The organism is Aquipseudomonas alcaligenes NBRC 14159 (assembly GCF_000467105.1).
Lineage (GTDB): Bacteria > Pseudomonadota > Gammaproteobacteria > Pseudomonadales > Pseudomonadaceae > Aquipseudomonas > Aquipseudomonas alcaligenes.
Genome location: NZ_BATI01000003.1, coordinates 147016 through 164690, shown reverse-complemented (window position 1 = coordinate 164690; position 17675 = coordinate 147016). Strand labels below are relative to the sequence as shown.

At 66.0% G+C, this 17675-nt stretch carries 17 protein-coding genes; 10 read left to right on the top strand and 7 right to left on the bottom strand.

Annotation, left to right across the window (positions count from 1 at the left end; translation table 11 throughout):
• Window positions 1-13 precede the first annotated feature (13 nt).
• Window positions 14-214 carry a hypothetical protein gene (locus PA6_RS01610; protein ID WP_021699114.1) on the top strand — a complete coding sequence of 67 codons (201 nt, stop codon included), beginning with the start codon at window positions 14-16 and terminating at the stop codon, window positions 212-214.
• Window positions 215-269: 55 nt separating this feature from the next.
• Here the strand turns inward: PA6_RS01610 and PA6_RS01605 are convergent, their stop codons facing one another.
• The gene (locus tag PA6_RS01605; RefSeq protein WP_021699113.1) at window positions 270-1265 is read right to left on the bottom strand and encodes a sulfate ABC transporter substrate-binding protein; all 996 of its coding nucleotides are present in this window, start codon (window positions 1263-1265) and stop codon (window positions 270-272) included.
• A gap of 205 nt (window positions 1266-1470) precedes the next feature.
• Between PA6_RS01605 and PA6_RS01600 the strand changes: the two genes are divergently transcribed.
• The 7 genes from PA6_RS01600 (at window position 1471) to PA6_RS01570 (ending at window position 7149) form a co-directional block, all read left to right on the top strand.
• Window positions 1471-2109: a peroxiredoxin gene (locus PA6_RS01600; RefSeq protein ID WP_021699112.1), complete on the top strand. Its 639-nt coding sequence runs from the start codon at window positions 1471-1473 to the stop codon at window positions 2107-2109.
• 9 nt (window positions 2110-2118) lie between these two features.
• Window positions 2119-2712, top strand: coding sequence for an NADPH-dependent FMN reductase (gene ssuE, locus PA6_RS01595; RefSeq protein ID WP_021699111.1), 594 nt, complete (start codon window positions 2119-2121; stop codon window positions 2710-2712).
• Window positions 2713-2816: 104 nt separating this feature from the next.
• Window positions 2817-3797 (top strand): sulfonate ABC transporter substrate-binding protein, encoded by a 981-nt coding sequence (locus PA6_RS01590; RefSeq protein WP_021699110.1) that lies wholly within the window; start codon window positions 2817-2819, stop codon window positions 3795-3797.
• Between the two features lie 132 nt (window positions 3798-3929).
• Window positions 3930-5078, top strand: a complete 1149-nt coding sequence (gene ssuD / locus PA6_RS01585; RefSeq protein ID WP_021699109.1) for an FMNH2-dependent alkanesulfonate monooxygenase — start codon at window positions 3930-3932, stop codon at window positions 5076-5078.
• A 160-nt stretch (window positions 5079-5238) separates the two neighbouring features.
• Window positions 5239-6033 (top strand): aliphatic sulfonate ABC transporter permease SsuC, encoded by a 795-nt coding sequence (gene ssuC, locus PA6_RS01580; protein ID WP_021699108.1) that lies wholly within the window; start codon window positions 5239-5241, stop codon window positions 6031-6033.
• Window positions 6030-6830, top strand: a complete 801-nt coding sequence (gene ssuB / locus PA6_RS01575; RefSeq protein ID WP_021699107.1) for an aliphatic sulfonates ABC transporter ATP-binding protein — start codon at window positions 6030-6032, stop codon at window positions 6828-6830. The genes ssuC and ssuB overlap by 4 nt, the downstream gene beginning before the upstream one ends.
• Before the next feature lie 103 nt (window positions 6831-6933).
• On the top strand, window positions 6934-7149 hold the full coding sequence (locus PA6_RS01570) for a TOBE domain-containing protein (protein WP_021699106.1): 216 nt from the start codon (window positions 6934-6936) through the stop codon (window positions 7147-7149).
• A 12-nt stretch (window positions 7150-7161) separates the two neighbouring features.
• On the opposite strand, the gene dibA is transcribed toward PA6_RS01570, so the two are convergent.
• Complete coding sequence (gene dibA, locus PA6_RS01565; RefSeq protein ID WP_370453035.1) at window positions 7162-9450, bottom strand: phosphodiesterase DibA; 2289 nt, start codon at window positions 9448-9450, stop codon at window positions 7162-7164.
• 152 nt (window positions 9451-9602) lie between these two features.
• Here dibA and desA point away from each other — a divergent pair, with 152 nt between their 5' ends.
• Entirely contained in the window at window positions 9603-10787 is a 1185-nt protein-coding gene (gene desA / locus PA6_RS01560) for a delta-9 fatty acid desaturase DesA (RefSeq protein WP_021699104.1), read from the top strand.
• 54 nt (window positions 10788-10841) lie between these two features.
• On the opposite strand, the gene aguA is transcribed toward desA, so the two are convergent.
• The 5 genes from aguA to PA6_RS01535 all read right to left on the bottom strand — a co-directional run bounded on the left by aguA (window position 10842) and on the right by PA6_RS01535 (window position 16601).
• Window positions 10842-11948: an agmatine deiminase gene (gene aguA, locus PA6_RS01555; RefSeq protein ID WP_021699103.1), complete on the bottom strand. Its 1107-nt coding sequence runs from the start codon at window positions 11946-11948 to the stop codon at window positions 10842-10844.
• Between the two features lie 168 nt (window positions 11949-12116).
• Entirely contained in the window at window positions 12117-12995 is an 879-nt protein-coding gene (gene aguB, locus PA6_RS01550; protein ID WP_021699102.1) for an N-carbamoylputrescine amidase, read from the bottom strand.
• A gap of 241 nt (window positions 12996-13236) precedes the next feature.
• Complete coding sequence (locus tag PA6_RS01545) at window positions 13237-13878, bottom strand: TetR/AcrR family transcriptional regulator (RefSeq protein WP_021699100.1); 642 nt, start codon at window positions 13876-13878, stop codon at window positions 13237-13239.
• A gap of 164 nt (window positions 13879-14042) precedes the next feature.
• Window positions 14043-15098: an extracellular solute-binding protein gene (locus PA6_RS01540; RefSeq protein WP_021699099.1), complete on the bottom strand. Its 1056-nt coding sequence runs from the start codon at window positions 15096-15098 to the stop codon at window positions 14043-14045.
• Between the two features lie 123 nt (window positions 15099-15221).
• Window positions 15222-16601, bottom strand: coding sequence for a glutamine synthetase family protein (locus tag PA6_RS01535; protein WP_021699098.1), 1380 nt, complete (start codon window positions 16599-16601; stop codon window positions 15222-15224).
• A gap of 276 nt (window positions 16602-16877) precedes the next feature.
• On the opposite strand from PA6_RS01535, the gene PA6_RS01530 reads away from it, so the two are divergent.
• Window positions 16878-17630 (top strand): gamma-glutamyl-gamma-aminobutyrate hydrolase family protein, encoded by a 753-nt coding sequence (locus PA6_RS01530; protein ID WP_021699097.1) that lies wholly within the window; start codon window positions 16878-16880, stop codon window positions 17628-17630.
• Window positions 17631-17675 lie beyond the last annotated feature (45 nt).

Genomic DNA, 17675 nt, shown 5'->3' with positions numbered 1-17675 from the left:
TGGGCTGCTCAAGATGGGGGCAGATTCGCCATCCTGCAAGCCGTCAGCCCTGCGCCAGCTGGCGCAGATACGCGGCGCTGGCCTCGTCGGCCGGGAAGAAGGTCTCCAGCGCCAGCTCGGCCACATCTTCGTCATCGGCCAGGCGCTGCTGGTGCTGCTGTTCATCGAGCTGGAGCTGATGGGCCTGAAACGCTCCGAGCCGGTGGTGGCATGAATGCAGCGGCGGACGGGGTGAGAGTCCCCTCTCCCCCTGGGAGAGGGGGGCGCGGTCATTGCGCGGTGTAGATCTGGTCGAACACGCCGCCATCGTTGAAGTGGGTCTTCTGGATGCTCGGCCAGTCGCCGAAGGTCTGGTTCACGTTGAAGAAGGTGACCTTGGGGAAGCGGTCGGCGAATTCGGCGAGGACCTTCTCGTTGCGCGGCCGCAGGTAGTTGTTGGCGGCGATGCGCTGGCCTTCCTCCGACCACAGATACTTCAGGTAGGCCTCGGCCTCGGCGCGGGTGCCCTTCTTGTCCACCACCCTGTCGACCACTGCCACCGGCGGCTCGGCTTCGGCGGAAACAGTCGGATAGATCACTTCGAAGCTGCCGCGGCCGAACTCGCGGGCGATCATCTCGGCCTCGTTCTCGAAGGTCACCAGCACGTCGCCGATCTGGTTCTGGATGAAGGTGGTGGTGGCGGCGCGGCCGCCGGTGTCCAGCACCGGCGCCTGCTTGAACAGCTTGCCGACGAAGTCGCGGGCCTTGCCCTCGTCACCGCCGTTCTGCAGCACGTAGCCCCAGGCGGAGAGGTAGGTGTAGCGACCGTTGCCCGAGGTCTTGGGGTTGGGAACCACCACCTGCACGCCGTCCTTGAGCAGGTCCGGCCAGTCCTGCAGGCCCTTGGGGTTGCCCTTGCGCACGATGAACACGGTGGCGGAGGTGAAGGGCGCGCTGTTGTCCGGCAGGCGCGCGGCCCAGTCCTGCGGCACCAGGCCACCGTGGTCGGCGAGGGCGTTGATGTCGGTGGCCATGTTCATGGTGATCACATCGGCGGCCAGGCCGTCGATCACCGCCCGTGCCTGCTTGCTCGAACCGCCGTGGGACATCTGGATCTGCAGCGGTTGGCCGCCTTCGGCCTGCCAGTGCTTCTGGAAGGCGGCGTTGTAGTCCTTGTAGAAGTCGCGCATCACGTCGTAGGAGACGTTGAGCAGGGTCGCCGCCTGGGCGGAAGTGGCCAGGGCGAAGCCGGCGGCCAGCAGGGAGAGGGGCAGTAGGCGTTTCATCGGACGTCCTTGGATTCGGATAACGACGCCGACTATAGAAGCGGATTTTTATTCTTTGAAAGAATAATTGATTAGATGCTTATGCCTTTTGGCTGGAATTCTCATATCTCTTTATGGAATAAATAAATCGTTATTTATTCTTTTTATTCCATTTCGTTCCTGAGCATAGTGAGCCCCACGCAACGAACCGCCAAGGAGCAACACCATGAGCATCCGTCTGGGCGACATCGCCCCCGATTTCGAGCAGGACTCCAGCGAAGGCCGCATCCGTTTCCACGACTGGCTGGGCGACAGCTGGGGCGTGCTGTTCTCCCACCCGGCCGATTTCACCCCGGTGTGCACCACCGAGCTGGGTTTCACCGCCAAGCTGAAGGACGACTTCGCCCAGCGCGGCGTCAAGGTCATCGCCCTCTCCGTGGACCCGGTGGACTCGCACCTGAAGTGGATCGACGACATCAACGAGACGCAGAAAACCCGGGTCAACTTCCCGATCATCGCCGACGCCGACCGCAAGGTCTCCGGCCTGTACGACCTGATCCACCCCAACGCCAACGACACCCTGACCGTGCGCTCGCTGTTCATCATCGACCCGCACAAGAAGGTGCGCCTGATCATCACCTACCCGGCCAGCACCGGGCGCAACTTCCACGAGATCCTGCGCGTCATCGACTCGCTGCAGCTGACCGACCAGCACAAGGTCGCCACCCCGGCCAACTGGCAGGACGGCGACGAGGTGGTGATCGTGCCGTCGCTGAAGGATGAGGCGGAAATCGCCCAGCGTTTCCCCAGGGGCTATCGCGCGGTGAAGCCTTACCTGCGTCTGACCCCGCAGCCGAACCGCTGAGGAGCCGCCATGCACGTGGTTCTGTTGTCCGGCAGCCCCTCGGCGCGCTCGCGCACCGAGCTGCTGCTGGAGTACGCCCGCCAGCACCTGCAAGGTCACGGTCTGGAGGTCAGCCTGCTGCGCGTGCGTGATTTCCCGGCCGAGGCCCTGCTGCACGCCGACTTCGCCAGCCCCGCCGTGCAGCAGCTGCAGGCAGCGGTGGCCAGCGCCGACGGCCTGGTGGTGGCGACGCCGGTGTACAAGGCGTCGTTCACCGGTGCGCTGAAGGTACTGCTCGACCTGCTGCCGGAGCGCGCCCTGGCGCACAAGGCGGTGTTGCCGCTGGCCAGCGGCGGCAGCCCGGCCCACCTGCTGGCCGTGGACTACGCGCTGAAGCCAGTGCTGGCCGCGCTCAAGGCGCAGGAAATGCTCCCCGGCCTGTTCGCCGTGGACAAGCAGATCGCCTATGCGGAAGGGGACCTCCCCGCGCGCATCGACGACGAACTGCGCGAGCGTCTCGACGAGTCGCTGGACCAGCTGCTCGCCGCCCTGGCGCGGCGGCCCCGGCCGATCGACCCGCAGCTGTTGAACGACCGGCTGGTGAACGCCCGCTGGAGTATCTGAACCGACGCGGGTGAAACCCGCGAAACACGCAACGCCCTTCCTTACTCACCCGCCAACGGGCGAGCAGGTCGACACCCAAATCACGAATTGCAAAGGAGAGCGCCATGCGCACTATCACTTTGCGTCGGAGCCTGGTCGCCCTGTTTGCCGCGGCCATTTCTTTCGGCGCCATAACTCAAGCTCAGGCCGAGACCCTGCGGATCGGCTATCAGAAGTACGGCACCCTGGTGCTGCTCAAGGCCAAGGGCTCGCTGGAGAAGCGCCTGGCCGAGCAGGGCATCGAGGTGCAGTGGACCGAATTTCCCGGCGGCCCGCAGCTGCTCGAGGGGCTGAACGTCGGCTCGATCGACTTCGGCACCACCGGCGAAGCGCCGCCGATCTTCGCCCAGGCCGCCGGTGCCGACCTGCTGTACGTGGCGCATGAGCCGCCGGCGCCGACCAGCGAGGCGATTCTGGTGCCCAAGGACTCGTCGCTGAAGTCGGTGAGCGAGCTGAAGGGCAAGAAGATCGCCCTGAACAAGGGCTCCAACGTGCATTACCTGCTGGTGCGCGCTCTGGAAGACGCCGGCCTGAAGTACAGCGACATCCAGCCCGTGTACCTGCCGCCGGCCGATGCGCGCGCCGCCTTCGAGCGTGGCAGCGTTGATGCCTGGGTGATCTGGGACCCCTTCCAGGCCGCCGCCGAGCATCAGCTGCAGGCGCGTACCCTGCGCAACGGCGAAGGCCTGGTGGCCAACCACCAGTTCTACCTGGCCGCCAGGCCCTACGCCGAGAAGCACCCGGAAGTGGTCAGCGTGCTGGTCGAGGAGATTCGCTCGGTCGGTGGCTGGATTCGCCAGAACAGCGCCGAGGCGACCCAGCAGGTCGCGCCGCTGCTGGGCCTGGTCCCGGAAATCACCCGCACGGCGGTCGAGCGCCAGGCCTACGGTGCGCAGTTCATCAGCCCGGATGTGGTCGAGGCGCAGCAGCAGATCGCCGACACCTTCAGCGACCTCAAGCTGATTCCCAAGCGCCTGACCATCAAGGACGTGATCTGGACTCGGCCAGATGGACCGCCGGCCTCGGCCAAGGTGGCCCAGCAGTAGGTTTTTCCTTCTCCCCTCGGGAGAAGGTGGCGCGCAGCGCCGGATGAGGGTGTCGGCATACCGCTGCGCTCTCTCCCCTCACCCCCGCCCCTCTCCCAATGGGAGAGGGGAGTAAACCAAGGAGACCACTCCATGAGCCTGAATATTTTCTGGTTCCTCCCCACCCACGGCGACGGCAAGTACCTCGGCACCGCCGAAGGCGCGCGCGCCGTCGACCACGGCTACCTCACCCAGATCGCCCAGGCCGCCGACCGCCTCGGCTTCGGTGGCGTGCTGATCCCCACCGGGCGTTCCTGCGAGGACTCCTGGCTGGTGGCCGCCTCGCTGATCCCGGTGACGCAGAACCTGAAGTTCCTGGTCGCCCTGCGCCCTGGGATCATCTCGCCCACCGTGGCCGCGCGCCAGGCGGCGACCCTGGATCGTCTGTCGGGCGGCCGCGCGTTGTTCAACCTGGTCACCGGCGGCGACCCGGACGAGCTGGCCGGCGATGGTCTGCACCTGTCCCACGAGGAGCGCTACGAGGCCTCCGTCGAGTTCACCCGCATCTGGCACCGCGTGCTGGAGGGCGAGACGGTCGACTACGCCGGCAAGCACATCCAGGTGCAGGGCGCCAAGCTGCTCTACCCGCCGCTCCAGCAGCCGCGCCCGCCGCTGTACTTCGGTGGCTCCTCCGAGGCCGCCCAAGACCTCGCCGCCGAGCAGGTCGAGCTGTACCTGACCTGGGGCGAGCCGCCGGCCGCGGTGGCCGAGAAGATCGCCCAGGTCCGCGCGAAAGCCGCGGCCCAGGGCCGCGAGGTGCGCTTCGGCATCCGCCTGCACGTGATCGTGCGCGAAACCAACGAGGAAGCCTGGGCCGCCGCCGACCGTCTGATCAGTCACCTGGATCAGGACACCATCGACCGTGCCCAGGCTTCCCTGGCGCGTTTCGACTCGGTGGGCCAGCAGCGCATGGCCGCCCTGCACGGCGGCAAGAAGGACAACCTGGAAGTCAGCCCCAACCTCTGGGCCGGAGTCGGCCTGGTGCGTGGCGGCGCCGGCACCGCGCTGGTCGGCGACGGCCCGACCGTGGCCGCGCGGGTGAAGGAGTACGCCGACCTTGGCATCGACACCTTCATCTTCTCCGGCTACCCGCACCTGGAGGAGTCGTATCGGGTCGCCGAGCTGCTGTTCCCGCACCTGGACATCGCCCAGCCGGAACGCCCGGCGTCGCGCGGCTACGTCAGCCCGTTCGGCGAAATGATCTCCAGCGACATTCTGCCCAAGGCGGCTGCGGCGAGTTGAAAGGCACCCTCTCCCCAGCCCTCTCCCATAAATGGGAGAGGGAGCATATCTGCGCTGCCCGCCAGTTCGCCGGCACTGGCTTGGCTCCCCTCTCCCGCTCGCGGGAGAGGGGCTGGGGGAGAGGGTGGTTGTCCACACTCATAGTTAAGGAGCGTTGAGCATGTCGACGCACAAGCTACACAACATCGGCCGCCGCCTGGCGCCCTGGGCGCTGCCCGTGGCCCTGCTGGCGATCTGGCAGGGCGCGGTGGTGGCCGGCTGGCTGTCCACCCGCATCCTGCCGGCGCCGAGTGCGGTCATCGCGGCCGGCTGGGCGTTGCTGGAAAGCGGCGAGATCTGGACCCACCTGGCCATCAGTGGTCAGCGCGCCGCCATCGGTTTCGCCATCGGCGGCGGCCTGGGCCTGCTGCTCGGCTTTATCACCGGCCTGTCCAACTGGGGCGAGCGTTTCCTCGACAGCTCGGTGCAGATGATCCGCAACGTGCCGCACCTGGCGCTGATCCCGCTGGTGATCCTGTGGTTCGGTATCGACGAGGCGGCGAAGATCTTCCTGGTCGCCCTCGGCACCCTGTTCCCCATCTACCTCAACACCTACCACGGCATCCGCAACGTCGATCCGGCGCTGGTGGAAATGGCGCGCAGCTACGGCCTGAAAGGCTTCGCCCTGTTCTGGCAGGTGATCCTGCCCGGCGCGCTGCCGTCGATCCTGGTCGGCGTGCGCTTCGCCCTCGGTTTCATGTGGCTGACCCTGATCGTCGCCGAGACCATTTCCGCCAGCGCCGGCATCGGCTACCTGGCGATGAACGCCCGCGAGTTCCTGCAGACCGACGTGGTGGTGCTGGCCATCCTGCTCTATGCGGTGCTGGGCAAACTGGCCGATCTGGCCGCCCGTCTGCTCGAGCGCACCTGGCTGCGCTGGCACCCGGCCTACCAGGCCAAGGCAGGTGCGCGATGACCGCCCTGCACAGCATCCGCCAGGGCATTCCCCTGGCGGTGGAAGGCATCCGCAAGGCGTTCGGTGAGCGCGAGGTACTGCAGGGCATCGATCTGCACATCCCGGCCGGCCAGTTCGTCGCCGTGGTCGGTCGCAGCGGTTGCGGCAAGAGCACCCTGCTGCGCCTGCTGGCGGGCCTCGATCAGCCCAGCGTCGGCCAGTTGCTGGCCGGCAACGGCCCGCTGGCCTCCGCCCGCGAGGATACCCGGCTGATGTTCCAGGACGCCCGCCTGCTGCCGTGGAAGCGGGTGATCGACAACGTCGGCCTCGGCTTGTCCGGTGACTGGCAGCCCAAAGCCCGCGAGGCACTGGCCGCCGTCGGCCTGGCCGACCGCGCCCAGGAATGGCCGGCGGCCTTGTCCGGTGGGCAGAAGCAGCGCGTGGCGCTGGCCCGCGCGCTGATCCATCAGCCGCGCCTGCTGCTGCTCGACGAGCCGCTGGGCGCGCTGGATGCGCTGACCCGCATCGAGATGCAGCAGCTGATCGAGCGCCTGTGGCAGCAGCACGGCTTCACCGTATTGCTGGTGACCCACGACGTGGCCGAGGCGGTGGCGGTCGCCGACCGGGTGATCCTGATCGAGGAGGGCGAGATCGGTCTCGACCTGGCCGTCGACCTGCCACGCCCGCGTCAGCGCGGCTCGGCGCGCCTGGCCGCGCTGGAGGCCGAAGTGCTCAACCGGGTGCTGGCGCTGCCCGAACTGCCGCCGCAGCCCGAACCCGTTTCACCCCTGCCCACGCAATTGCGCTGGGCCCTGTAAGCAGCAAAAGAGCAGCAAGTCCATAACCCGGATGCAATCCGGGAGCGGTACCCACTATTCCCGGATTGCATCCGGGCTACTTGAGAGATGAAGGAGCAACACCATGACCATCAAAGCCATCAACGTACGCAACCAGTTCAAGGGCACCATCAAGGAGATCGTGATCGGCGACGTGCTGTCGGAGATCGACGTGCAGACCGCCGCCGGCATCGTCACCTCGGTGATCACCACCCGCTCCGTGCGCGAGCTGGAGCTGCGGGTGGGCAGCGAGGTGATCGCTTTCGTCAAATCCACCGAGGTGTCGATCGCCAAGCTCTGAGGCCGGCGCCCCTCAGGCGGGCGCCGATACCGCCAGCAGCTGCTCGGCCGGTTGTGGCCTGCCGAACCAGTAGCCCTGGCCGAGGTTGCAGCCGGCCTCGCGCAGGTAGGCCGCCTGCTCGGCGGTCTCGATGCCTTCGGCCAGCACGCGCAGGCCCAGGCTCTGGCCAAGGCTGACCACGGCGCGGGCAATCGCGGCATCCTCGCTGTCCTGCGGCAGGCCGCGCACGAAGCTCTGGTCGAGCTTGAGCTTGTGCACCGGCAGGCGCTTGAGGCGGGCCAGCGAGGAATAGCCGGTGCCGAAGTCGTCGATGGCCAGGCGCACGCCCAGGCCTTGCAGATGGCCGAGCAGCTCCTGGGCGCGCTCGGGGTTGTCCATCACCGCGCTTTCGGTCACTTCCAGCTCCAGGTGAGTGGCGGCCAGCCCGGTCTGGCGCAGCACGCGCTCGACCCGGCGATCCAGCTCGCCGCGTCCGAACAGACGGCTGGAGACGTTCACCGCGACGAACTCCAGGGCACGGCCTTCGGCCAGCCAGCGCACCATCTGCGCGCAGGCCTGTTCCAGCACCCAGGCGTCGATGGCGCCAATCAGGCCGCTGTCTTCGGCCACCGGGATGAACTCGCCCGGCGCTACCAGGCCGCGCTCCGGATGCTGCCAGCGCACCAGCGCCTCGACGCCGAGCATCGCGCCGTCGTCCAGGCGGTGGATCGGCTGGTAGTGCACGCGCAGCTGCTCCTGCTCCAGGGCCACGCGCAGCTCGGCCTCCAGCTTGATGCGCTGACGTGCCTGGGCGGTCATCTCCTGGCTGTAGAAGCTGAAGGTCTGGCGCCCGCTGCTCTTGGCGCGGAACAGCGCCGAGTCGGCATTGCGCAGCAGCTTCTCGACGCTGTCGCCGTCGTCGGGGAACAGGCTGATGCCGATGCTGGCGCCGACGAACAGGGTCTCGTCTCCGATGCTGAACGGCTGCTCGAGGCAGTCGAGCAGGCGCTGCGCCAGCAGCGAAGCGTGTTCGGCCTGGGCACAGTCGCCGCTGAGCAGGCCGAATTCGTCGCCGCCCAGGCGGGCCAGGGTCACGCCCTGGCCGAGAGCGTTGTGCAGGCGCTCGCCGATCAGCTTGAGCAACTGGTCGCCGGTGTTGTGGCCGAGGCTCTCGTTGACGATCTTGAAGTGGTCCAGGTCGACCAGCAGCAGGGCGCCGCGCCGGCCGTCCTGGCGCGCGCGCTGCAGCGCCTGGTCGATGCGTTCGCCGAACAGCAGGCGGTTGGGCAGGCTGGTCAGCGGGTCGTGGTGGGCCAGGTAGTCCAGCTCCTGCTGCGAGTGCTTGATCGCGCTGATGTCGGAAAACACCGCGACGTAATGGCTGAGGTTGCCGTTCTCGTCATGGATGCTGCGGATGCACTGCCAGATGGGGAACACGTCGCCGCCCTTGCGCCGGTTCCAGATTTCCCCGCTCCAGGAGCCGCGCTGCTCCAGGGCGTGCCACAGGCTGCGGTAGAAGTCCGGGTCATGGTGGCCGGACTTGAACATGTTCGGCGCCTTGCCCAGCACTTCGTCGCTGGAATAGCCGGTGATGCGGCTGAAGGCCGGGTTTACGTGGACGATCTTCAGCTCGCGGTCGGTGACCAGCACGCCTTCCAGGGTGCTGTCGAACACCACGGCGGCCTGGCGCAGGCTCTCCTCGTCGGCACGGCGCTGGGTGATGTCGCTGGAGGTGCCGATGAAGCGGCTCGGCTCGCCGTCCTCGTCCAGCAGCAACTGGCCGCGGGCGTACAGCCAGCGGTAGTCGCCGTTGCGATGGCGCAGGCGGAAGATGCCCTCGTAGTAGGGCGGGCGATCATCCACCAGGGCGCGCAGGCGCTCTTCGGCGAGGTGGCGGTCTTCCGGGTGCAGGCGCGATAGCCAGGCTTCGCGGTCGGTGCCGAAGTCTTCTGGGCTGTAGCCGAGCATCTCGCAGTAACGGCGCGAGTAGAACACCCGGTTGCTCTTCATGTCCCAGTCCCACATGCCCTCCTGGGCCGAGTCGAGGGCCAGGGCCAGGCGCTCCTCGCTGCCCTTCAGCGCTGCGCGCGCCAGGTGCTGCTCGCGCCAGTGCTGGGCCAGCGCGCAGTACAGGGCCAGGCCGCTGACCAGGACGAAGAGGAAGCCCTTGAGCGACTGATAGTGAGCCAGCGCGTCACGGTCCAGGCCCAGGGCGAGCAACAGCGCGTCGCTGAAGAGAATCCACAGGGATGCGATGGACAAATAGAGCAGAGTCAGCTGCAGTGGGTTGCGCCGAAAGATCATCAGAGAGGGGTCAGCCATGGCATCGGGAGTGTGCACTGCCGCACATTATAGATAAGACGGCATCCAGTGCATTCTCGTCTAACGGCGCACTGGCTTTCTCCCGCAGCTTGAGCATAATGCCGAGAGACTGAGTTTACAGTCGTTCTCTTCCCCGCGAGGCTACACCCTACATGTGGTACAACGGTTTTCTCGATCTGTCGCCCTGGCAACTGGTGGCAGTCACCCTGGTGATGACCCATATCACCATCGTCAGCGTCACCGTCTACCTGCACCGCTACTCCGCGCACCGCGCGCTGGAGCTGCATCCGGCACTCAAACACTTCTTCCGCTTCTGGCTGTGGCTGACCACCGGCCAGAACACCCGCGAGTGGACCGCCATCCACCGCAAGCACCACGCCAAGTGCGAAACCGTCGATGACCCGCACAGCCCGGTGATCAAGGGCCTGAGTACCGTGCTGCGCAAGGGCGCCGAGCTGTACCAGGAAGAGGCGCGCAACGAAGAAACCCTGCGCATCTACGGCAAGAACTGCCCGGATGACTGGATCGAGCGCAACCTCTACAGCCGTTTCCCGATCGGCGGCGTGACCCTGATGGCGATCATCGACCTGGCCCTGTTCGGCGTGCTCGGCATGACCGTGTGGGCGATCCAGATGATGTGGATCCCGGTGTGGGCGGCGGGCGTGATCAACGGTCTCGGCCATGCCATCGGCTACCGCAACTTCGAGTGCCGCGACGCCGCCACCAACCTGGTGCCCTGGGGCATCCTGATCGGCGGCGAGGAGCTGCACAACAACCACCACACCTACCCGAACAGCGCCAAGCTGTCGGTGAAGAAGTGGGAGTTCGACCTGGGCTGGGCCTGGATTCAGTTGTTCAGCTTCCTCGGCATGGCCAAGGTGCAGCGCGTGGCACCGATTGCCCACCGCGTCGAGGGCAAGCGCAGCCTGGACATGGACACCGCCATGGCCATTCTCAACAACCGTTTCCAGATCATGGCGCAGTACCGCAAGCTGGTGATCAAGCCGCTGGTGCAGCAGGAGCTGGCCAAGGCCGATGCTTCGGCCCGCCACCTGTTCCACCGCGCCAAGCGCCTGCTGTCGCGCGAGACCAGCCTGCTCGACGAGCGCCACCAGGCGCGCATCGCCGCCATGCTGGAGCAGAGCCAGGCGCTCAAGGTGATCTACGAGAAGCGCATCGCCCTGCAGCAGATCTGGGTCAAGACCAGCAGCAACGGCCACGACATGCTCGAAGCGATCAAGCAGTGGGTGCACGAGGCCGAGGCCAGTGGCATCCAGTCGCTGCGTGACTTCGCCGAGCAGCTCAAGACCTACTCGCTGCGCCCGGCCACGGCCTGAGTCGCCGTGCTGTGAAAAAGCCCGCCACCTGGCGGGCTTTTTTATGGACGACCATCAGCCGTGCTGCGGTGCCGGCTGCTGCTGGGTGATGCAGTGGATATTGCCGCCGCCGAGGAGGATCTCGCGGCCAGGCACCATCACCACGCGGTGCTCGGGGAATACGCGCTGGAGGATGACGCGGGCTTCTTCGTCCTTGGCGTCGTCGAAGCTCGGCGCGACGATGCCGCCGTTGACGATCAGGAAGTTGACGTAGGAGCCGGCCAGACGGATCGACGGGTCGCGTTCCTGCGTGCCTTCGGCGGCATCGACGCCGGCGCATTCTTCCTCGCTGGCATGGATCGGGCCGGGGATCGGCATCTTGTGCACCACCAACTGGCGGCCCTTGGCGTCGCGGGCGCTCTCCAACACGCGCATGGCCGCCTGGCAGCGTGGGTAGTTGGGGTCATTGACGTCGTCGGTCCAGGCCAGCAGCACCTCGCCCGGGCGCACGTAGCAGCAGAAGTTGTCGACGTGGCCGTCGGTCTCGTCGTTGAACAGGCCGTCCGGCAGCCAGATCACGGTATCGATGGCTAGGTGTTCGCGCAGCATCGCCTCGATCTGCTCGCGGCTTAGGTGCGGATTGCGGTTTTTGTTGAGCAGGCATTCCTCGGTGGTGATCAGGGTGCCTTCGCCATCGACATGGATGGAGCCGCCTTCCAGCACGAAGCCCTCGGTGCGGTAGCGGTCGCAGCGCTCGATCTCGAGGATCTTGCTGGCTACCTGGTCGTCGCGGTGCCACGGCCAGTACAGACCGCCATCGAAGCCGCCCCAGGCATTGAAGGTCCAGTCCACGCCGCGCACCTCGCCGCTGGCGTTGGTGACGAAGGTCGGACCGGTGTCACGCACCCAGGCGTCGTCGGTGCTGATTTCCACCAGGCGGATGTTGCTGCCGTCGAGGCGCGCGCGGGCGTTTTCGTACTGCCCGGCGGAGACGCAGATCGTCACCGGCTCGAACTCGGCTATCGCCTTGGCCACGGCGGTGAACGCCGCCTGCGCCGGCTTGCCGCCCAGGCGCCAGTTGTCCGGGCGCTCGGGCCAGACCATCCAGGTCTGGCTGTGCGGTTCCCATTCGGCGGGCATGCGGAAGCCGTCGGCGCGCGGGGTGCTGTTGAGGGTGGTCATGTCGTGTTCCTGTCCTTTACAAGGGTTGTCAGGTGCTACGCAGGCTCGGATGGCCATTCGGTGTTCGGTATGGCGTCCCCTCTCCCGTTTACGGGAGAGGGTTAGGGAGAGGGTGGTTGCCTTGCCCTCTCCCCCAGCCCCTCTCCCACATGTGGGAGAGGGGAGCCATCAGGATTCCAGCGAGCCGTCCAGGGTCTTCAGCGGATCGTACAGGTTCGGCCGGCGGTCGCGGAACACGCCCCAGGCGCTACGCACCTGCTCGAGGCGGTCGAGGTCGAAGCTGTGTACCAGCACGCCTTCTTCAGTCTCATTCAGTTCCGCGACCTTCTGGCCGAATGGATCGGCGATGAAGGAGGAGCCGTAGAAGGTGATGGCGTAGCCGTCCTGTTCCTCGCGACCGATGCGGTTGGCGGCGATCAGCGGCATCAGGTTGGCGCCAGCGTGGCCCTGCTGCACGCGCTGCCAGTGGTCGCGCGAGCTGATGCTCGGGTCGTGCGGCTCGCTGCCGATGGCGGTCGGGTAGAACAGCAGCTCGGCACCGAGCAGCGCCATGCTGCGCGCGGCCTCGGGGAACCACTGGTCCCAGCAGATGCCCACGCCGATCTTCGCGTAGCGGGTATCCCAGACCTTGAAGCCGGTATCGCCCGGGTTGAAGTAGTACTTCTCGTGGTAGCCGGGGCCGTCCGGTATATGGCTTTTGCGGTACACGCCGAGGTTGCTGCCGTCGGCGTCGAGGATGGCGATGCTGTTGAAGCGGGCACGGCCGGCACGCTCGTAGAAGCTGATCGGCAGCACCACCTGCAGTTCGCGGGCGACTTTCTGGAAGTGCGCGATGGCCGGGTTCTCGGCGGTCGGGGTGGCCAGCTGCAGGTAGTCCGGGTTGGGCTTCTGGCAGAAGTAGGGGGTCTCGAACAGCTCCTGGATCAGGATGATCTGCGCGCCCTGGGCGGCCGCGGCGCGCACCAGCTTCTCGGCCTTGGCGATATTGGCGGCGCTATCCCAGGAGCAGGCCATCTGGGTGGCGGCGACGGTAACGATACGCGACATGGAACACCTCGCAGGAGCAGGGCAGGTCATCGGACCCTTGGCGGTGCCGCTGGAGCGGCGAATGCTCGATTTATATCCGATAAATATCGGCTTTAAAAGCTGATTTTTATCGGATTAGGCTTCTCGCGTACGCGATGCTTGATAATTATCTATTTTATGGGCTTTGTTGCTGAGGCGTCCTGGCGTGGCAGGGCCTCGGCGAGGAGGTCCTGCCGAGGCGATGGGCGCCGATAGAAATCGGTCAGCTCAGCGGCTGTTCGCGCCTGGGCAGGGCGGCGGGCAGGTACAGGCCGAGGTAGGCATCGAACACGCGCATGCCTTCCTCGGCCAGGCGCGGGGTGATTTCGCCGTGCAGCTGCACCGAGCGGGCATAGACCCGGTCACCCAGTTCCATGGCCAGGGTGAACACGTCGATATCGGCCGGCAGCTGTGGCAGCGGGAAGTGCCGGTCGAACAGCGCCTGCATCAGGCGACCCAGTTCCAGGTCGTGCTGGCGGTCGGCCTGGGTCACTTCGGACAGCCCGTGCTGGGCCAGGATCAGCTGGCGTGCGGCGCTGTCACCGGCGTAGATCGCCAGCATGCGTTGTTCGATGACCCGCGACAGATCGCGCCAGCTGCGCAGTTCGGCATGTTCCACCGGTTGCAGCAGGCAGTCGCGGAAGGCGGCGTGGATATCGGCGGTGAGCGCTTCGAGCAGCGCCGGCACGCTGGCGAAGAAGTGGTACACCGAGGACGGTGGAATCTCGGCGCGCTCGGCCACCGCATAGATGGTCAGGCCGGCGAAGCCCTGGCTGCTGAGCAGTTCGCGCGCCGCCGCCAGGATCAGCTCGATGCGCGCCTGGCTGCTGGCGCGGGGTTTGCGGGCGGTGGCGGGGCGGGGCATGCTCATCTCCTGTCCGTGCGAGGCGCTATTGGACGCCAGACGGGCAGGGGTGGCAAGCCGTTCGTCGGGAGGGGGTGGGTCTACCGGCCTGGTACGGACGGGTCACGGCTGGTGGCGGCGCACCTGCCGCTTGTCGTGGCGCAGGTGCTCCAGCGCCTCGAGGTTCAGCTGCCGTCGCGGAAACGGGTCCAGGTTTCGTCGCGTGCGCTCTTCAGCTTGTCCGACAGCGGCATCAGGGCGAACAGGCGATTCTTGGCGCTGTCCAGATTGCGCCCCAGCTGCTCGCGCAGCTTGGGTTCGAGGAACTGCTGCGCGCCGAGGTTGGCGCTCGGGTAGAGCGTCTCGCTGCTGATCTGTGCGGCCACCTGCGGCTGCATCAGGTAGTCGATGAACTGGTGGGCCAGGTCGGCACGCCGCGCGCTGGACGGGATCACCAGGTTGTCGATGAACAGCGTGGAGCCTTCCTCCGGTACCACGAACTGCACCGGCTGCCCGGTATCGCTGGCGCCCAGGGCGTCGCCGACCCAGGCCACGGCCACGCACAGCCGGCCCTGGTTGAGGTCGTCGATGTAGCGCTCGCTGTCCACATAGCGCAGGTTCGGACGCAGGCCCATCAGGGCTTCGCCGGCCTTACGCAGGCGCCCTGGCGAGCTGTTGGTGAGGCTGCGGCCCTGGTAGCTGAGCAGGTTGTAGAACATCTCGTCCGGGGCATCCAGCACGCTGACGCCGCAGGAGGCCAGCTTGCTGCTCTGCGCTGGATCGAACAGCAGGCTCCAGCTGGAGGGCAGCGGTCCGCCGTAGGCCGCTTCGGCCTGCGGCGTGTTGATCGCCAGGCCCACGGCGCCCCACAGGTAGGGCACGGCATAGCGGTTCTGCGGGTCCACGGCGGCCAGCTTGCTCAGCAGCTGCTTGTCCAGGTGCTTGCGGTTGGGCAGGCGGCTCATGTCCAGCGGCTGTACCAGCCCGGCCTTGATCAGCGGCGGCAGGTCGTTCTGCGAGGGCACGGCGATGTCGATGCTCTCGCCGCTGGCGAGGATCTTGTCGAGCTCCTCGGCCGAGGCGTAGGTGTGGTACTCCACGGCGATGCCGGTGGCCTTGGTGAAGTCCGCCAGCACCTGCGGGGCGATGTAGTCGTTCCAGTTGTAGACCCGGATGCTGTCGGCGGCAGCCGCGAGCCCCGGGGCGAGGGTCAGCAGCAGCGGAGCAAGAATGCGAAACATGACGACCTCCTCGGTGATTGTCGGGCAAGGCTTTGCCGCACCGCGCACCCGGGGTGACGGTCGGCAAAGCGCTGGCGGCAGATAAAACAACGCCGGCACTGCGGCCGGCGTTGGGGTGTTGCATCAAACGGTATGCAGGTACCAGTTGTATTCGAGATCGGAGATGGTGGTCTCGAACTCCTGCAGTTCGGCTTCCTTGCACGCGACGAAGATGTCGATGTAGTCCGGGCTGATGTACTTGTTCAGCACTTCGCTGTCGTCCAGCTCGCGCAGAGCATCGCGCAGGTTGTTCGGCAGGCTTTGTTCCAGCTGCTCGTAGGAGTTGCCTTCGATCGGCTCGCCCGGATCGATCTGGTTGGTCAGACCGTGGTGAATGCCGGCGAGGATCGCCGCCATCATCAGGTAGGGGTTGGCATCGGCCCCGGCCACGCGGTGTTCGATGCGCACGGCATCGGCACTGCCGGTCGGCACGCGCACGGCCACGGTGCGGTTGTCCAGGCCCCAGCTCGGCGCGTTGGGCACGTAGAACTGCGCGCCGAAGCGGCGGTACGAGTTGACGTTGGGGCAGAGGAAGGCCATGGACGCCGGCATGGTCTCCAGGACACCGCCGATCGCGTGGCGCAGTGCGGCGTTCTCCTGGGGATCATCGCTGGTGAAGATGTTCTTGCCGGTGGTCTTGTCGAGCAGCGAGATGTGCACGTGCAGGCCGTTGCCCGCCTGGCCCGGGTAGGGCTTGGCCATGAAGGTGGTGTCCATCTCATGGTCGTAGGCGATGTTCTTGATCAGGCGCTTGAGCAGCAGGGCGTAGTCGCAGGCCTTGATCGCGTCCTCGGTGTGGTGCAGGTTCACCTCGAACTGCGCCGGGGCACTTTCCTTGACGATGGCGTCGGCCGGGATGCCCTGTTCCTTGGCCGCTTCCAGCATGTCCTGCAGGCAGTCGACGTACTCGTCGAGGTCGTCGATCAGATACACCTGGGTGGAAATCGGACGCTTGCCGGACAGCGGCGAGCGCGGCGGCTGCGGACGGCCGTTCACGTTCTCCTGGTCGATCAGGTAGAACTCCAACTCGAAGGCTGCGCAGATGCGCAGGTTCATCTCGTCGAACTTGGCCACTACCTGGCGCAACACTTCGCGCGGGTCGGCGAAGAAGGGTTGGCCGTCCAGCTCGTGCATGGTCATCAGCAGCTGCGCGGTGGGGCGCTTCTGCCAGGGCTCGTTGCACAGGGTATTGGGAATGGGGAAGCAGATGCGATCAGCATCGCCGATGTCCAGGCCGAGGCCGGTGCTTTCTACAGTAGAGCCGTTGATGTCGAGGGCGAACAGCGAGGCGGGCAGGTTGATGCCTTTTTCGTACACCTTGTGCAGGCTGTTACGTTCGATGCGCTTACCGCGCACCACCCCATTCATATCAGCAATCAGAAGGTCAACGAACTGGACTTCCGGATGTTCCTTAAGGAACGCGTTCGCCTCGTTGAGCTGAACGGCACGCGGGGGTACCGACATGATGCAACACCTTTATTGTTAAAAATTTCAATCATTCGCTTAAGCAGCCCTGAGTCAATCTCAAACACCCTGGGCTGTCAATAGCGTCCCATTTTGCCCTGAAACGGGGCTCGATGGCCAGTTTTGGGGCATTACAAGGTTTTCAGACCCGCTGGTCAGCCTTGTGCAGCCTGCTGCTCAGCCGCCTGTGTTCGATTTTTTACAGCCCTATTGTGTAATAAATTGAACAAGGCTAATCTCGGCCTCACCTGACAACAGCATAAGAACGGGTGTCCCATGTTGCGCCTGCCGATCATCGGCGTCACGGCCTGCACCAAGCAGGTCGGTCTGCATCCCAACCACATAGTCGGCGACAAATACGTACGCGCCGTGGCGGTGGGGGCCGAAGCGCTGCCCCTGGTGATTCCGGCGCTGGGCGAGCTGATCGATCACGACACCCTGCTGGCCAGCGTCGACGGCCTGCTGTTCACCGGTTCGCCGTCCAATGTCGAACCTCATCATTATAGTGGCCCGGCCAGCATGCCCGGCACACATCACGATATCTTCCGCGACGCCACCACCCTGCCGCTGATCCGCAAGGCCATCGACGCCGGGATTCCGGTGCTGGGCATCTGTCGCGGCTTCCAGGAAATGAACGTGGCCTTCGGCGGCAGCCTGCACCAGCGTGTGCAGGAAGTGGCCGGCATGATGGACCACCGCGAGCCGGCCGATCAGCCGGTTGAAGTGCAATATGCCCCCCGCCACACCGTGCGTGTACAGGCGGGTGGGGTGCTCGCCGGCCTCGGCTTGCCGGACGAGATTCAAGTCAATTCCATTCATGGCCAGGGCGTTCAGCGTCTGGCGCCGGGCCTTCGCGTAGAAGCACTGGCGCCTGACGGGTTGATCGAAGCCTTCTCCGTCGAAGGTGCGCCAAGTTTCGCGCTCGGGGTGCAGTGGCACCCGGAGTGGCAGGTGCGATCGAACCCGAATTATCTCGCCATCTTCCAGGCCTTTGGTGAGGCATGCAGGAAGAGGGCGGGGCAACGCTGAGTAGGTGAGCAACCGGTCGGCGAAGCTCGGAGGTTTCGCTAGGCT

Bases quoted from the DNA above. Each gene is read 5' to 3' on its own strand.
- ssuD (WP_021699109.1), top strand. From the start codon at position 3,930: ATGAGCCTGAATATTTTCTGGTTCCTCCCCACCCACGGCGACGGCAAG.
- PA6_RS01530 (WP_021699097.1), top strand. From the start codon at position 16,878: ATGTTGCGCCTGCCGATCATCGGCGTCACGGCCTGCACCAAGCAGGTC.
- ssuB (WP_021699107.1), top strand. From the start codon at position 6,030: ATGACCGCCCTGCACAGCATCCGCCAGGGCATTCCCCTGGCGGTGGAA.
- PA6_RS01535 (WP_021699098.1), bottom strand. From the start codon at position 16,601: ATGTCGGTACCCCCGCGTGCCGTTCAGCTCAACGAGGCGAACGCGTTC.
- PA6_RS01610 (WP_021699114.1), top strand. From the start codon at position 14: ATGGGGGCAGATTCGCCATCCTGCAAGCCGTCAGCCCTGCGCCAGCTG.
- ssuC (WP_021699108.1), top strand. From the start codon at position 5,239: ATGTCGACGCACAAGCTACACAACATCGGCCGCCGCCTGGCGCCCTGG.
- ssuE (WP_021699111.1), top strand. From the start codon at position 2,119: ATGCACGTGGTTCTGTTGTCCGGCAGCCCCTCGGCGCGCTCGCGCACC.
- PA6_RS01540 (WP_021699099.1), bottom strand. From the start codon at position 15,098: ATGTTTCGCATTCTTGCTCCGCTGCTGCTGACCCTCGCCCCGGGGCTC.
- PA6_RS01590 (WP_021699110.1), top strand. From the start codon at position 2,817: ATGCGCACTATCACTTTGCGTCGGAGCCTGGTCGCCCTGTTTGCCGCG.
- desA (WP_021699104.1), top strand. From the start codon at position 9,603: ATGTGGTACAACGGTTTTCTCGATCTGTCGCCCTGGCAACTGGTGGCA.
- aguB (WP_021699102.1), bottom strand. From the start codon at position 12,995: ATGTCGCGTATCGTTACCGTCGCCGCCACCCAGATGGCCTGCTCCTGG.
- PA6_RS01545 (WP_021699100.1), bottom strand. From the start codon at position 13,878: ATGCCCCGCCCCGCCACCGCCCGCAAACCCCGCGCCAGCAGCCAGGCG.
- PA6_RS01605 (WP_021699113.1), bottom strand. From the start codon at position 1,265: ATGAAACGCCTACTGCCCCTCTCCCTGCTGGCCGCCGGCTTCGCCCTG.
- PA6_RS01600 (WP_021699112.1), top strand. From the start codon at position 1,471: ATGAGCATCCGTCTGGGCGACATCGCCCCCGATTTCGAGCAGGACTCC.
- aguA (WP_021699103.1), bottom strand. From the start codon at position 11,948: ATGACCACCCTCAACAGCACCCCGCGCGCCGACGGCTTCCGCATGCCC.
- PA6_RS01570 (WP_021699106.1), top strand. From the start codon at position 6,934: ATGACCATCAAAGCCATCAACGTACGCAACCAGTTCAAGGGCACCATC.
- dibA (WP_370453035.1), bottom strand. From the start codon at position 9,450: ATGGCTGACCCCTCTCTGATGATCTTTCGGCGCAACCCACTGCAGCTG.